The 14549-nt window shown below is 57.2% G+C and carries 11 protein-coding genes; 7 read left to right on the top strand and 4 right to left on the bottom strand.

Annotated features, from left to right (window positions below; genetic code table 11):
* The first annotated feature begins 51 nt into the window (after positions 1–51).
* The 5 genes from I6F20_RS33255 (at position 52) to I6F20_RS33235 (ending at position 6995) form a co-directional block, all read left to right on the top strand.
* Positions 52–342, top strand: coding sequence for a hypothetical protein (locus I6F20_RS33255; protein ID WP_225130029.1), 291 nt, complete (start codon positions 52–54; stop codon positions 340–342).
* A 3-nt stretch (positions 343–345) separates the two neighbouring features.
* Complete coding sequence (locus I6F20_RS38530) at positions 346–852, top strand: helicase HerA domain-containing protein (RefSeq protein ID WP_225130124.1); 507 nt, start codon at positions 346–348, stop codon at positions 850–852.
* 548 nt (positions 853–1400) lie between these two features.
* Positions 1401–3467: a tellurite resistance TerB family protein gene (locus I6F20_RS33245; RefSeq protein ID WP_225130027.1), complete on the top strand. Its 2067-nt coding sequence runs from the start codon at positions 1401–1403 to the stop codon at positions 3465–3467.
* Positions 3464–4786, top strand: coding sequence for an ATP-binding protein (locus I6F20_RS33240; RefSeq protein WP_225130025.1), 1323 nt, complete (start codon positions 3464–3466; stop codon positions 4784–4786). Before I6F20_RS33245 ends, I6F20_RS33240 begins: the two co-directional genes overlap by 4 nt.
* Entirely contained in the window at positions 4755–6995 is a 2241-nt protein-coding gene (locus I6F20_RS33235) for a DEAD/DEAH box helicase (protein ID WP_225130023.1), read from the top strand. The genes I6F20_RS33240 and I6F20_RS33235 overlap by 32 nt, the downstream gene beginning before the upstream one ends.
* A gap of 479 nt (positions 6996–7474) precedes the next feature.
* On the opposite strand, the gene I6F20_RS33230 is transcribed toward I6F20_RS33235, so the two are convergent.
* Positions 7475–7720 carry a hypothetical protein gene (locus I6F20_RS33230; protein WP_225130133.1) on the bottom strand — a complete coding sequence of 82 codons (246 nt, stop codon included), beginning with the start codon at positions 7718–7720 and terminating at the stop codon, positions 7475–7477.
* On the opposite strand from I6F20_RS33230, the gene I6F20_RS38525 reads away from it, so the two are divergent.
* Positions 7676–7807 (top strand): LuxR C-terminal-related transcriptional regulator, encoded by a 132-nt coding sequence (locus tag I6F20_RS38525; RefSeq protein ID WP_463671683.1) that lies wholly within the window; start codon positions 7676–7678, stop codon positions 7805–7807. The two genes, I6F20_RS33230 and I6F20_RS38525, sit on opposite strands and share 45 nt — an antisense overlap.
* Positions 7808–8086: 279 nt before the next feature.
* On the opposite strand, the gene I6F20_RS33220 is transcribed toward I6F20_RS38525, so the two are convergent.
* From I6F20_RS33220 to I6F20_RS33210, 3 genes are read right to left on the bottom strand one after another with little or no spacing between them, the layout of a single operon-like run.
* On the bottom strand, positions 8087–9463 hold the full coding sequence (locus tag I6F20_RS33220) for a hypothetical protein (protein ID WP_225130021.1): 1377 nt from the start codon (positions 9461–9463) through the stop codon (positions 8087–8089).
* Positions 9460–10845, bottom strand: a complete 1386-nt coding sequence (locus I6F20_RS33215; RefSeq protein WP_225130019.1) for a caspase family protein — start codon at positions 10843–10845, stop codon at positions 9460–9462. The genes I6F20_RS33220 and I6F20_RS33215 overlap by 4 nt, the downstream gene beginning before the upstream one ends.
* 13 nt (positions 10846–10858) lie before the next feature.
* Positions 10859–12181, bottom strand: a complete 1323-nt coding sequence (locus I6F20_RS33210; RefSeq protein WP_225130017.1) for a hypothetical protein — start codon at positions 12179–12181, stop codon at positions 10859–10861.
* 439 nt (positions 12182–12620) lie between these two features.
* On the opposite strand from I6F20_RS33210, the gene I6F20_RS33205 reads away from it, so the two are divergent.
* Positions 12621–14522, top strand: coding sequence for a phospholipase D-like domain-containing protein (locus tag I6F20_RS33205; protein ID WP_225130015.1), 1902 nt, complete (start codon positions 12621–12623; stop codon positions 14520–14522).
* Positions 14523–14549 lie beyond the last annotated feature (27 nt).

Here is a 14549-nt window from a genome sequence, read left to right as displayed (position 1 = left end):
CTGGAGCTCTAAAACTATGTCCCGCATCTCTCGTATATCGGAAACCCGTTTGTGCCGTTGGTTGCCAGTTTTCCCGAGGATCGTTTTGAACGCACCGAAGCGATCCACGGTGCCGTTCGCGTCACGCATGATCTGAATATCAGCCTCAATCTCTTCAGATCTCTGACTTTCGCCGAAAATCCATTAATGTCTTGCACGACGATGAAATGCAACAATACGCATCACACCAAGTCACCTTCCTTGTCTCAAATTCGTGCACCACTTGGTGAAGGTAGCCGTCAGAATATTCAATTTCTTCAAGTATTCGTTTCCTTCGCGTTTCATCGAAGAGATCGCGCTTAGCAGATCTATGCTCCCAGCGGGTCAGCTCCAGTAGCCATCGGTAGCCATTCCGCTTCAGAGAGCTTGGAAGCCACGCTAGATCTGGATAAACTTGTTACGCGACATGCTGCAATCGTTGGATCGACCGGCGCAGGAAAATCGAACACCGTCGCAGCAATTTTGAAGGCCCTCAAAACACGATCCTTTCGCATAGCGAATACGGCGCCGCACGGTCAGACGAGTAGTCGGTGCGACGGTCTACGCTACGCTCTCGCCAGATCTGCCGTCAACGAGCCCCATTGTTCACGGTCGCGTTTATTGGGTCAGATAGGAAGCTTTGTACGAATTCCTCTCGGTTTTCTCAACGCATACGGGATCGTTTCGATGGTCGGCACGGTGGCAGTGCCAGGAGAGGATCCGCTCATGACGGCGCGATCAGCCGAGTATACCTTGGAGATTAAGCTCATAGGTGAGGCCTACCGCAATTCACCGTTTCAACGGGGACTAAGCGTTTATGCGATATCGCCTTAGGTGCCCGACAGGGCTTTTGCGATCCCATAGTGTGCTGCTCGCGCCTAGGGAAATCCCTAGGGTGTAGGGGCGCTGATGCGGCTACGCCGATTTCTTATGACGGCACGGAACCAGCTCTGTGGTCGAATAAGGGTGGCACAGAGCCTCGTTGAACGGCACTTTCCCTTCTTGTGACCGACTATCGCCACGCTGTTGCCGCGAGTGGTGCATCGTGCAAGAGTCGCGCGAAGGAAGGCTACAGGGCGCGGGCTAGAGACTACAATTCCATGGGGCGACGACGGGGTAAATCATCTGACGCCGGAACCATCTTTCTGATCCTGATCGGCGGATTGGTGGCAGCCGCTATGGCTATCTACCGGTTCGTTGTGGAACACGCAGCCGCAATAGGAGCGTTTGTCTTGGCGGCCGGGGTCGTTTGGCTCCTCTATCTCGCTCTGAGGGGCAGGTCGCAGAGCGTTTCTCCTTCCGACGGGCATTCCGAGCTTCCGAGTTCTGGTCAAAGCCCGCCACCAGCGATAAGCAAGCTTCGTTCGAGTGAGTCGCCGGCAGTGTGGTTGGCGGCGGGCGAAAGGGCAGTCTTCGGCAAGGCAGAAATTTCTGGGGGCATGTTCTACTACGGCGCCTTGATAGCTGGGCCGAACGGTGAGACCAGGCAGTATGCCATAAATCCCGCTCTGCCGGCGTACTCGCGGCAGCCCGATGTCGATGGTCAGTCGATGCCTTATTGGCCATCGTACGAGCAAATCTCGCCGGCCGCCCGACGTTCTTTTTTGGACTGGATGCGTACTGGACGGCGAGATCCCAGCTACGGCATTGGATATGTGTTTCTCTTCTTCTATGGCCTTGAGCACCGCGTGTTCATAGATCAAGGGTCAGATGTTCCCGCGGTTATTCAAGAAGTCGAAAGATTGCTTTCGATCTACGGTGCGAACAATTCCTTCCAGAACTACGCCACGAAATTCCTCAACGTTGTTCGGATATCGCGCGGCATCCGCTTGGCGTTGCCACCCCTTTCTGCCGAACGCAGCGTCGGTTCGGAGATGGAGCTCGCCACGCGTCTGTATCTGGCCGAGCGGCTCGCAGCGTCCCCGAGCGTTTCGGCTGACGACGCGCTCTATTGGGTTATGGCGATGCCGGACACCTATCTTAGAACCCCGGCCGTGAGGTGCTTCGAAGAATTTGTCGCATTGTGGAAGCTGCGTTTCGGCACACGCTTTCCCAAGGGTTTTGCCGTGAATTCCAAGGGCAACGTCTGGCTGCGGTATCGTGCTGCGAGCGGTGCGTTCGAAATCGACGTTCCAGGACAACATCAGCGCCAGCCTGATGCGAGCCTCCTCGTGCGAGACTTAGAGATTTTGAGGACTTTGCTAGACGATTGCACAAACGAGCTCGACAGCTTCAGCCGTCTGGTCGGTCGGAAACCGGCAGCAAGGCATTCGATGGCCGCGGCGGCGCTTCTTCCTATCGATCTTCAACGGGCGGCCAAAGTCGGTCCCGTGGAAGACTTCAGGCGCCAGATCGATTCCCTGGTAGGAAGCCAAGGCCGCGGCAGTACGACCGCACAGGTGCTCCTAGAGATGGCTGGGATCGAAATACCGGAAGGAGGCAAAATACCAAGTGCCGCTCTGGATACGCTGAGCGGCGCCTTGGATGTCGTTGGGATCGCAATAGAGCCCGATCGCCGATACGGGAGCGGCGCGCCTCGGGCGGACGACCAAGTGTTCGTGTTCCGGGCGGCTGACGGCGGCCCGGTGGATCCAGCCAGGGCGCCGTTTCGAGCGATGCGAGCGCAGATCGAAGTCGCTGTCCTGGCCGCTGCGGCCGACGGGGATGCATCGTACGAGGAATTACAGCGCACCATCGCAAGGATTAGGGCGGAAGGCGATCTATCGGGGGTAGAACAAGCCCGACTGATCGCGTTCGCCGTCATCACATTCAACAATCCGCCCAAGCGCGACAGGGTCATGCGCAAACTTGCAGAAACCAGTCAAAGCGAGCGGCAAGCAATAGCCGAGGCTGCGGTCGCGGTGATCGGCGCAAATCAGAATATCGATGCCGGAGAGGTCAAGTTCCTTGAGCGACTGCACAAGTCGCTAGGTCTGCCGACGGAGCGTGTGTATGCCGGTCTGCACCGCGCTGCCGCCGAGAAGGATGAGCCGGTAGCATTGACGGAGGAGGCTCGGGCGGCAGGCATCCCCATTCCAAAGCAGGCGCCCCCGGCTCCTCCCTCGGCGGGCATCAGAATCGATGCGGTCCGCTTGGAGAAGACCCGAAAGGATACGGAAGCTGTGTCCGCCTTGCTCGCCAACATCTTTACCGACGAAGGCCCGCCTCCTGTCCAAGCCTCTCCACTCCCAGCCGATCAATCCTTGGAAGGATTGGACGGTCCTCACGGCGAATTGGTCGAGTTACTTGAGCTTCGTGGATCAATGTCGCGTACGGAATTTGAGCGACATGCCAAGGAGGTCCGCCTGTTGCCGGACGGCGCAATTGAGCGCATCAATGACTGGTCGTTCGACCACTTCGACGAGCCGCTGATCGAAGAGGGAGACGAAATCGTGATAGCGGCGCACTTGAGAGAACGCATCGCCGAGATGAAGGCCAAGGCCGCATGAGCAAGCAAGTCAAGACGATCCGTCCACGCGAACGCGATACTATTATCCAGGCTCTTTCCGCCGGCGTTGTCCCACGCATCGGATTGCCTCACATCCAGGTCGGGCGGGCCAAGGAGATCGCCGCGATGCTTCGGGACATCGATCGCATTGCCGACGCGGGCGCCGCGATCAGGTTCGTTATCGGCGAATACGGGGCAGGGAAGACCTTCTTTGCCAGTGTAGTCAGGCTAATCGCGCTCGAGCGAAAATGCGTGACTATGCATGCCGACCTCTCGCCCAATCGGCGTATTCAGGCAAGTGGGGGGCAGGCCCGGGCACTCTATTCCGAGGCCGTCAACAATATGGCAACGCGCAACAAGCCTGAAGGGGGAGCTCTCCAAAGTGTCGTCGAGCGCCTGGTGACTGACGCCGCAAAGGAGGCGGCGGAGAAGAGCGTATCTGTCGAGAAGGTGATCGACGAAAAGCTCGGAGCGATTGCGCAATTAGCCGGTGGGTACGATTTTGCGACCGTGCTGAAGGCATTCTGGCGGGGCAGCGAGGAATCGAACGAGCTTCTCAAGCAAAACGCTATCCGATGGCTTCGTGGTGAGTATTCGACCCGTACCGATGCGAAGAGAGATCTCGGTGTGCGGACCATCATCGATGACGAGAACCTCTACGACAGCTTTAAATCGCTCGCATGCCTGGTAAGAGTCGCGGGCTACGCGGGACTGATCGTTATGATCGACGAGATGGCCAACATCTACAAGCTCCAGAGCGCTCAAGCGCGAAAGCAGAACTACGAGCAAGTACTCAACATTGTAAACGATGCGCTTCAGGGAAATACGTCAGGCATCGGTTTCGTCATGTGTGGTACGCCAGAGTTTCTTCTGGACACGCGCAGGGGCATGTTCAGTTACGAAGCTCTTCAGTCGCGGCTAGCCGAGAATTCCTTCGCTGCGGGCGGTCTCGTTGACATGTCGGGCCCCGTGATCAGGCTGCAGAGCCTGACGCCTGAGGATCTGCTTGTGCTCCTCGGAAACATCAGGATGGTCTTTGCGGGCGGGGATCCTACGAAGTATCTGGTTCCCGACGATGCGCTTACCGCCTTCATGGAGCACTGTGACCGAAAGATCGGGGCCGCATACTTCCGTACGCCGCGCTCGACGATAAGATCGTTCGTTCAAATGCTGTCGGTACTGGAGCAGAACCCGGACAGCCGGTGGCAGGATCTTCTTGAACGAGTGCCGATCGCTCCAGACGCACCCGACGACGTAGCGGAAGCGACGCCTAACAACGGGGACGACGATGAGCTCACCAGCCTCCGCCTCAAATCTTGAGGGGGCCTACGACAAGCTGCATCCGACGATCCGCCGGTGGATCTGGGATCAGGGATGGGACGAGCTCAGGGAAATACAGGCCCGTACCATCATCTCAGTCCTGGACGGCGACCGCGACATCTTGATCGCCGCCTCCACGGCAGCAGGGAAGACTGAAGCCGCGTTTCTGCCAGTTCTCACGAGCGTTGCCGATCGGGCGCTCGCTGGGTTCTCGGTCCTCTATATCAGCCCGTTGAAGGCATTAATCAACGATCAGTTCAAGCGGCTGGATGAACTCTGCGAAAACATGGCCATTCCGGTCGTGAAGTGGCATGGAGATGCCCCACAGACCGCGAAGAAACGGGCAATGGCCGACCCGCGAGGGATCTCGCTGATCACTCCCGAATCCATCGAGGCGATGTTCGTCCGCCGTCCGGGCGACGCGAAGCGGTTATTGTGCTCGGCGGACTTCATCGTCGTGGACGAGCTGCATTCCTTTCTTCAGGGGCCTCGCGGTCTCCATGTCGCTAGTCTGTTGCGGCGCATCGATGCCGTGTCGTCGCGGCCGGCGCGACGTATCGGGCTTTCCGCGACGATAGGCGACCTCGGTCAGGCCGCCGCTTGGCTTCGACCCACGATGCCTCAGCTTGTCGAAATCCTGGAAGCCAAGTCGGATTCACCCGAACTCAGACTTCAGGTTCGCGGCTATGTTGAGCCTCCGCAGCTGGACGACCCAGATCACGCTGAAGGCGCGAGCGGCATTCCCGAAGAGGCGGTAGTCCGGCGCGTAGCTCTGGACGATATTGCGGACCATCTCTATTCGACACTCAGAGGAACCAACAATCTTGTTTTCGGCGGTTCGCGTCGGACAGTGGAATCGACCGCGGATCGGCTCAGGAGGCGCTCTGAAAAGGCGAAAGTGCCCAACGAATTTTACCCCCATCACGGGAGTCTTTCAAAAACCATCCGCGAGGAGCTGGAGAACCGCCTCAAAGACGGAAAGTTACCGACGACCGGTATCTGTACGTCTACCCTCGAACTGGGGGTCGACATCGGATCGGTGAAGTCGGTTGCCCAAATAGGTGCGCCGAGATCACTCTCCTCTCTACGTCAACGCCTTGGGCGAACGGGACGCAGGAGGGGTACTCCGTCGGTCCTAAGAATCTACATTCGTGAACCAAACACCGATCAGGATACGGGTGTCATCGACCGACTACGCTCGAACACAATACGATCGGTGGCCGTCATCCGACTCCTGCTCGAGAAATTCGTCGAGCCGGCGGGGCAGGTACCCGAGGTTGCCTCCACGCTAGTCCACCAGATACTTTCGGTGATCGCCGAGCGCGGCGGAATACGGGCCCGCCCACTGTACGAGTTGCTGTGCGGTTCTGGTCCCTTCGCGATGATTTCTGCTGCAGAGTTCGCGCTTCTGTTGAAGCACTTGGGATCTGACGAGATCCGGTTTATAGAGCAATCACCCGACGGCACGATCATGCTGGCCAACGAAGGAGAGGCAGTCGTTCAATCGCGCAACTTCTTTGCCGTATTCGAGTCAGCGGAGGAGTGGCGGCTTACTGTGTCCGGGAGGACACTGGGGACATTGCCGATATCGTTCCCGGTCCATAAGGATAGCCTTGTCGTTTTTGCCGGGCAACGATGGATTGTGCAAGATCTCGACGAAAAGACCAACACACTTTTCGTGGCGCCTCACCCCGGCGGCGTCGTGCCACGGTTCGAGCGAGCGGATGGCGAGCGATTACACGATCGCTTAGCCGCAGAAATGAAGGCTGTCTATCTCGCGTCGGACGAACCCACTTATCTGGACCAAAGAGCGCGCGATTTGCTGGCGGAGGGCCGGGAGGCTTTCAGCGGTTTAGGTCTTGACACCACGAACGTGCTTCAGGAGGAGAAGGACGTTCACGTCTTTCTGTGGCGTGGATCGCAGGTGACGGCGGTTTTTGGAGCTGCCGCCGCTATGGTGGGTCTTCCCGGCCACGTGCATGATCTGGGATTGACCCTATCCGAAACGACCGTCGCGATGGCAAGATCTAAACTCGCAAGTCTGGCGGACTTCACTGCTGCAGACGTAGTTCGGGTTTCTTCGGCGGTCCAGAATATCACGGCTGGGAAGTTCAAAGATCAGGTCCCTGTCGAACTTGCAAGAACGCTGTGGGGCCGACAGAATACCTGCGAAATTGGTGCGATACCGGGCATAGCTCGGAGTATCTGATCCACAACGAGGCGTAGCGGAGGGGAAAAATGTATAAGCTCGCTGATTTAGCGCGCTCCCGCGATCGGCTCCGGTCCTGATCTGGGGAGCGATCTTCGAATTTCGTTAGCTAGCTCAATCTCCCGCTCAGCTTGACTCCCTCGGCCTCGGTCCCCGGCGCAAGCCATTCGGGCCGGCGGCTTCGCAATCGGCCGCCGACCAGCGCGGCGTGGTCGTTAGGGTTGGAGCTCGCCTTGAACCGGCCGAGACGCCGAGGCCTGCTTTTGGCTCACGGCAGCAGAAATTCATTGCGCCCGAAGGCGAACTCAATCTAAGCTTGCGCGCATATTTGACGCTTACATGGATTCCGAAGTTCTTTTGACCTATCGGCGGCATCGCCGAAAGAACGTGTGTCTTGCCGAATGTCCTCCAATCGATCTCACATATTGACCTCCGACGCTATCGAGTACCAAGGTCAGCGCTGCGTTGCGTCCCACCAATCAAACTTCGAAAAACATCGTATACATGCCGATGCGTTTGCCGCGCAGCTTGATGGAGAGTTGCTGCCCTGCGGCGACGGTGCAGATCCAGTCCCGACGCAGTCGTTCACTTGTGAAGTGCCCGGCGCCGACAATCCGCTCCTGACGCCGCAGGAAGTCGCCTGCCTCGAATGGTGCAAAGAGGGGAAAACGAACTGGGAGATCGGTGGGATTCTCCGGATTTCCGAGAAAACCGTCGAGTTTCATCTCGGCAACGTAAAGAGAAAGCTTGGGGCGACGAACAGGATCAGCGCGGTCGTTATCGGCCTCCGGTATGGGCTCATCTCGCTCTAAAAACTTCCGTCCCCCAACGGCAGTTGGGCTGCTCTGTGGGTCCGCGAGAGGTAGTGTCGGCAAACTGAGACACTGCCCGCGAGGGGGATGGGGGAGGCAGACTGCACTCGCCTATTCCAGCTCCGAATAGACCGGTGCGTGTTGCCGTTCATGGCTGCATTGCTATCGCGGCTGAAGGTGGCGCTGGCGCCTCTCTCCACATTGTCTGGTTGGGCTTTGGTTTGTCACCGAACGTGGTTCTCGCGGCATTGCGCGAGCTTATCAGGCCAAACCACATTTCTAGACAAACTCCGCCATAACGTCCGCGCCAAGCCGCAAGCAGGTCAACATGGATTCGAAATTGGCCGCCGAGGCCGCACTATGAGCTTTCCGCACATGATCGCCGAACCTTTTATCATCAGGGAAGAGGTCACGGCATAAGTTGGAGCTGTCGCGAAGCAGCCTGACCCCTTCAGTGTAGATCGGAATACCGCACTTGATTGCAGTTACGAGCTCGTCTGGCACACTATCTTGCTTACCGGTAGCTATCCATTGCGCACATTGCAGGACATGCACGTCGGGCAGGTCAGGATTCATTTCCCTCAGCCGCGGGATAAGTTCATCAGCGTAGGGGTGCCTTAGCTTGTAGAGAACGTAAGCTGCCAAAATGCTGGTGTTCGAACTCGGCATGTCTTGAGGATTTCGCAATCGCTCAATGAGATCATCAAGGAACAGGCGGGCACGCTCCATGGCGCCTTGACGTACGTATTCGTACAACGTCGTTGCAAGGGCATCTTCAGGAGAGGCCGGATATGCGGATAAAACGGATCCACTCCGATAGGCGGCGAGCTCGGAACTTGCCGCGAGCTTAACCGCCTCTCCTTTGGGCCCGGGCAGCCAAACGACTAGAGCAGCGTTGTGGCTAGATGGTTCGGAAATCTCAACATAGAAGCAGTTGGTCGGCGCGATCCCAGAAGGAACGGATATTTCTCCTTGAGCATCTACTTTACCGTCTCCACCTTTCCTCAAGACCAATGTTGAGTGCGTCCGGCCGGGGGTCCACTCAACGAACGTTCCCCAGCGGTAGGACAACTCAATCGGAGAGCCAGCATGCGCGTCGTGTGCAGTGCGGCGGTGTTCAGAGTTTTGAATGCGCGGCGATCCCGGATCTGCCGAACTGACGTCAGTAATGACGACCTGTCCGCGGAATCTGTCCAAGAGGCGGGTAAGCGCATTCCTGCCAAGTTCTGCGATGTTCTCAAGTGCGCGGTTTCCGAGCTCGCGGAGGCGCTCACCCAGCCAAGGCGGCATGGTCTCGCCGGGCTTACGGCTCGCTTGTATTGCGGTTGCGATTTTCATCAAGGACTCGGCTTCGCGCCAGAAGTCTGCAATCGCGTCAGTTTCCTTCATGTCCAGCACAGCTTCGCCGATAGCTAGTCCGTTGGTACCTGTTTCTGGGGTTGCGACGGTGATCGAAATAATGCGCCCGGAAGGAAGAGCGGTTCTCACCAGGTAGGAGCCTGGACCCGGCACGCCGACGTCTGTAGGACGGCCGGCAAGACGCAACGCCGCGCGCTCGGCCTTTCCGGCCTCGGAAAACACTTCCACGGCTATGGGCGCGCCGGCCAGGTCCGGTGGCACATTTTCAGCTGTGATCCGGACGATGTAGCTGGTCACGGCTTCGCCCCATCCGGTTTGCCTGTGTCGCGCCGCTTGATGTCTATGATGACTTCAGAAGCCGGAAGCTTCGGCTCGAACGGTTTAAGGCCGGTTTCATATTTATCGGTGTCAAAAGCCGCATTCGCCGTCCACTTTCCGATGGGGACGGGCGTGCACCACGGCCCGTCCCTCCGTTTTGCTCGGCTTAGGCGTCTTTCACCTGGCGCCTCTTCGGCGACGAACAGATCTGCGGCTGACATCGCTGTGCCAAGGCTACACCTTACCTTGACCAGGACTTCAGGGGGGCCGACAAGATCGCAGAGAACGCCTGTCGTGTTGACGACACCCGGCTTGCTTTCGGAGAAGATGATCCCGCTGTTATCTTCCGTCTCAGCGCGATGCAACGCCGCCGACTTTAGAGCAATTGCCAGTGATGACATAGTCACCGGGCATCCATCGACCGTTGGGTCACCAGCACGCTGCGTCAAGCAATGTATGAGTTCCTGCGTGAAAAAGGGCGCGTCTTTCGCGTCTCCGTAGGCCTTACCGCCTGCGTATGAGCCAAAGTAGATTGAGGCATCTCTTTCCGAGATGGCGGCACCGCTTACAGGCGTGCAGAGCGGGCGACCTATCACTTCGAGCTGGTTTGCGATCGCCTCGAAGTTATACTCGGAGCAAGCGTCGATGAAGAAGCATTGCACGCTGGGCTTCCGGTTTTGTAGGTAGGTCGCGCTCGCGATCGTCGCGATCAGGTTGCCTCCCTCTTTGTCGTTGGTAGGAAGCCGCGCGTCTTGGGCGAACAACGTCGGCTCGGACTTGAATATGCCGTGGCCGGCAAAGTACCAGATCGCGGCATTTTCCAGCATTGTACCGGAACGGTCCAACCATTCACCGAACCGCTTGCGGATATTCTCGAATGTAGCTGGTTCGGCTGGCATCGCAGGACAGGTAGTTGCAAACCCGAGCTTCGTGGCCGCGTCACCTTCCAGTTTCCACTCGCCCTGCTCTGGTGTTGCCGAACATAGGAATTCGACCGAGCCTAACGGGCGGTCAACCTTGGAGAATTTCGTCAGTGCCCACTCGGCGAATTTCCTGGCTCCGTTCACCGATGTAGTGACCGTCGGAATGATGTCCTTTGAATCGTATTCGCCGACGCCAACGATCATTACGTGAGTTCTAGGCTTGCCGTCACTCGCAGCCTTCTTCAGAGCTTCTTCTGCTTGTTTGACAAGCGTCGTATATCTTTCGACGGCATCCTCTTCGGCCTTGCTCGCGTCGAGAAATGGAATGCCGTCTGCGGCCTTTAGTTTACGGCGTCTAACTATGGCCTCGCTCATTTTCAGCCAAGCCGGAGCGAGGGCGTTTTCGCCTGTAAACCCTTCGGCCCAGATCAGGGCCATAAGCGCCTCCAAATCAAACTTGCGCTCCCTTTTCTTCAAACAACTCCTTTACTCTTTCACGCAGGCGGGCAAAGAAGCGGGGAGTGTCAAAATATGCGGCATGGGAAATGATTGGCAAAGCATCCGTCTCGAACTCAAAATCGAGTACGTCTTTGAAGACGCCCTTGGTCGCGAAACCAACGTAGTCGGTCAAATCATAGACGTTAATCCAGCGCGATACTGCGGCAGGAAGATCAGCAGGCTCGCCCTTTGCGAAAGGCTCCGCCAACTCGCTAGCCGCTGCTAGGCGCCCCATCTCCGCGAACAGTGCGACCTGAGAACCTACGGTCACAAAAAGGTCGCACCGCAGGTCCTTCGCAAAGTGGGTTAGAATGTCGTAGAGAATGATGCCACCGAAGCTATGGCCGACAAGATAGAGTTCTTCGTCGCCAGGGCGACGGGCCGCGTTTGCTTCCTTGATCGCGGCAATGACTCGTTCGACAATTGGTTGTCGGTTGTCCATGTAGGTGAACACGTCGCCCACGAAACGTCCGGCGAATGTGGAAGCGGAAGGACGGACGTATTCGGAGAGGCCGAGGAACGCTGCACGAGTTGCATCGACTGCAGCACCTCCCACGGCGTCTTTTACGTTCTTAGTCACTTCACTCACTGCATCCTTGATCGCGGTGGCGCCGGTCTTAAGCCAATTCAGAACAGAGTTTCCAATCGCCAACGTTTGGATTGTTCCATTGGCTCCTGTGGCCGCTTCGCTCGAAGTTGCAGAAAGTGCCGTTACCGAACGAAATAGCTCTTCCACAAACTCGCTGTCGTTCTTGACGGTCTGCAGCCAGGACGGATTGCGGTTGGCAGCCGCGTATGCCTCGGCTACCAGAGAGAACCGCGCCACGTCCGGCAACGCATTTGTCAGTGCCTGTGCTAATGGACCAGCCTTTGGAGCGTTCGAGGAGCCAGCGAATAGCAAGTCCACCGCCGCGGGCAACGATCGGGCCCTCGCAACGGTTAACAGTGGATCGCTGTTCAAGGTGGGTTTGTTGACGAGTTCGCCGTCCAACTTTGCTGCGGTAGAGGTCACCAAGTCCACACGCGCCGGCTGGCCAACCGCTAATGTTTGTGCGCCGGACGTGGGCAAGCTGGCGAAGTTGCGGGCAAACTTGACTCCGAGGTCTCCCCAGTAGGGCGCAAATGTTTTCAGTCCGTCGGCGGTCTTTACCCGATCGATAAAAGCAACATGCGCCAGCTGTTGCTGGAGCAATGTGCTTCGGTCATCGAAGACCCGCTGCTCTTGTGGGGTGTTGCCTCTGCGCGTATTCACGCCATGCACGAAAACAAGCGGCATTGTCGGGCCCTCGTATAGCTGGTCCATCTTAAATGGCTAGCGTAGCAATAGACAATCTGAAATGTAGCCCGGAAATTTGCTCAGCGGCGTATGCCTCGCCTGCGACCTAGGGAAATCCCTAGGATGCCACTGGCAACTAGAGGTTGGTTCGCTGGTATTGGAGGCGCCAGTTCGTTTGTCCCGCCCGGGGCGCTGCCTGCCCAGTATCCCGCCGACGCACAAGAGTAGTGTGCGTAAACGGCGCAGTTTCCAACGTCCGAACAACAAACGACGTTCGCATTGCGATGCTTCGATATTCAACAGCGCTCCACTCTCGACAAGTCAGCCAGTCGCGATAAGGTTGCACATTGGACAAACGGGGCAGGACGGCATGAGCAGAGAGCGAGCTACCGATGGTCCGCTGCGGGTACGGGCTATAGCCGGTACACACGTCGTACTGATGGCAATCGATATCGATCCCGAGCGACTGGAGGGCCTCAGGGGCTTCGCATTCCAGGCTAGGCACGGTCAGGAGACCCGGTGGTTGCAAGGAACCAAATATTTCGAAAAGCTGGTGCCCAAACCAGAAAAGAGTGCGAAGTATTCGACTTTGCAGCACCCGATCCAGAGCTTCCTTTGGTCAGACTACGAAGCTCGCCCTGACACAGAATATGAGTACACGATCGTTGCGATGTACGGTGAAATCGACGGGCTTGAGCGGAGGTATAGCGCAGCCGTCAGAATCAGGACAGAGAAGGAGAACGACGGAGAACACGGCGTTTGGTTCAATCGAGGGGTAGTCGCTAGCCGGGCGTACTCTGTGACTTTCCAAAACCGCACGCTGACGGAGGAGATGTACAACGCCGTTGATGATAAGAATCGCGTCTCTGAGGAAACCTCAGTCTGGCTTTCGCGGGGGCTTGAAGAAGCCTGTGTGACCTTCATCAACGAAGTCCCAGAAGGCGACAAGCTCCGTGTTTGTGCCTACGAATTTACGTACCTTCCGCTGCTGAAGGCCCTCAAGGCGGCGATCGCTCGGGGTGTCGACGTCAAGATCATCTACCACAAGACGAAGGCGAACGAAGATGCCATCGATGAGGTGAAACTTCCTGCGGGGAGGCTGATCGAGCGAACCCGCCCGCAAACGCCGCACAACAAATTCATCATTTGGCTCGATGACCAAGCAAGTCCGAAGGCAGTTTGGACCGGATCAGTCAACTTCACTCCGTCTGGTTTCCTGGGGCAGACCAATGTTGGTCATGTGGTGACTGACGCGAGCAACAAACCAACCGCGATCCCACGGAAGTACCACGAATATTGGAAGGTTCTTTCCAAGAACCCTACCGGAAAGCCGGCGCGCGAAGCGGCCATCGAACTCTCGCCGAACCCGCCGAATCTCATCCCGGAGCAACCAATCACAGCATTCTTTTCGCCCAGGATCGCGGATAACCTGCTCGACTGGTACGGAAAGAGGATCGAGAACGCGCAAACGTCTTGCATGTTTACGGCCGCCTTCACCGTCGACCCAATACTGCTGAGGTCCTTGGGCAAACAACAGAACTCAATGCGCTTCGTTCTCCTCGAGAAGCCCGCTACTGCGGATGCCCGCAAGGCGGAACGCAGTAGCCGCGGCCGCTTGGTCATGTCGAATGGCTCAGTGCTCGGAAAGGTGACGAAGCAGTCCTTCGAAAAGCAGGAAGGGGAGGGCGGTACAAAGCTGGTGCCAATCCCCAATTTCCCGCTCGAGAAGTGGTTCGTTGACGAAGAATTGGCTCGAAAGGACGGAAAAGGCTTCGTCTTTTTCGTGCACACAAAATTTCTCTTAATTGACCCGCTTTCGGACGACCCATTCGTTTGCACCGGTTCAGCGAACTTCTCGGGTAATTCCCTTACGGCCAATGACGAGAACATGCTTTTCATCCGGGGCAACACCCGTGTCGCTGACATCTACCTCACAGAGTTCGATCGTATTTTCCGTCACTTCTTCTTTCGAATGAGCGCCAACCGTGCGGCCATGGCTGATGAAGAAGAGGACGAAGCTGCTAAAAAGGCGGTGTTGCTGGATACAACGCCGACTTGGATGACGCCGTATTTTGAGGATGGCGACTACAAGTGCAGTCGTCGAATTATGTTTTTCGCTGACCCGCGGGCGAATTGGTCGACGGAAGCGGCGGAGGATACGAAAGACATATTTGCTGACGAAGTCGAGCGGGCCAAAGCCAAACGAACTAAGGCAAAAGAAGCAAGGGAAGCGAAAGCGGCTGCCGGACAAAAGTCTGCGGCGGCTGCAAAAAAGAAGCCCACTAAAACGGCTAAGGCAAAAGCGGGTAAAAAGAAGAAAGCAGCAAGACGGGGCGCGTGAAGAAGACCAAAGCGTCGAAATCGAAGC

This window comes from Bradyrhizobium sp. IC3123 (genome assembly GCF_020193625.1).
In the GTDB taxonomy this organism is placed as follows: Bacteria; Pseudomonadota; Alphaproteobacteria; order Rhizobiales; family Xanthobacteraceae; genus Bradyrhizobium; species Bradyrhizobium yuanmingense.
The sequence above is the reverse complement of the archived record's forward strand: the minus strand, read 5'-3'. Positions and strand labels throughout refer to the sequence as shown.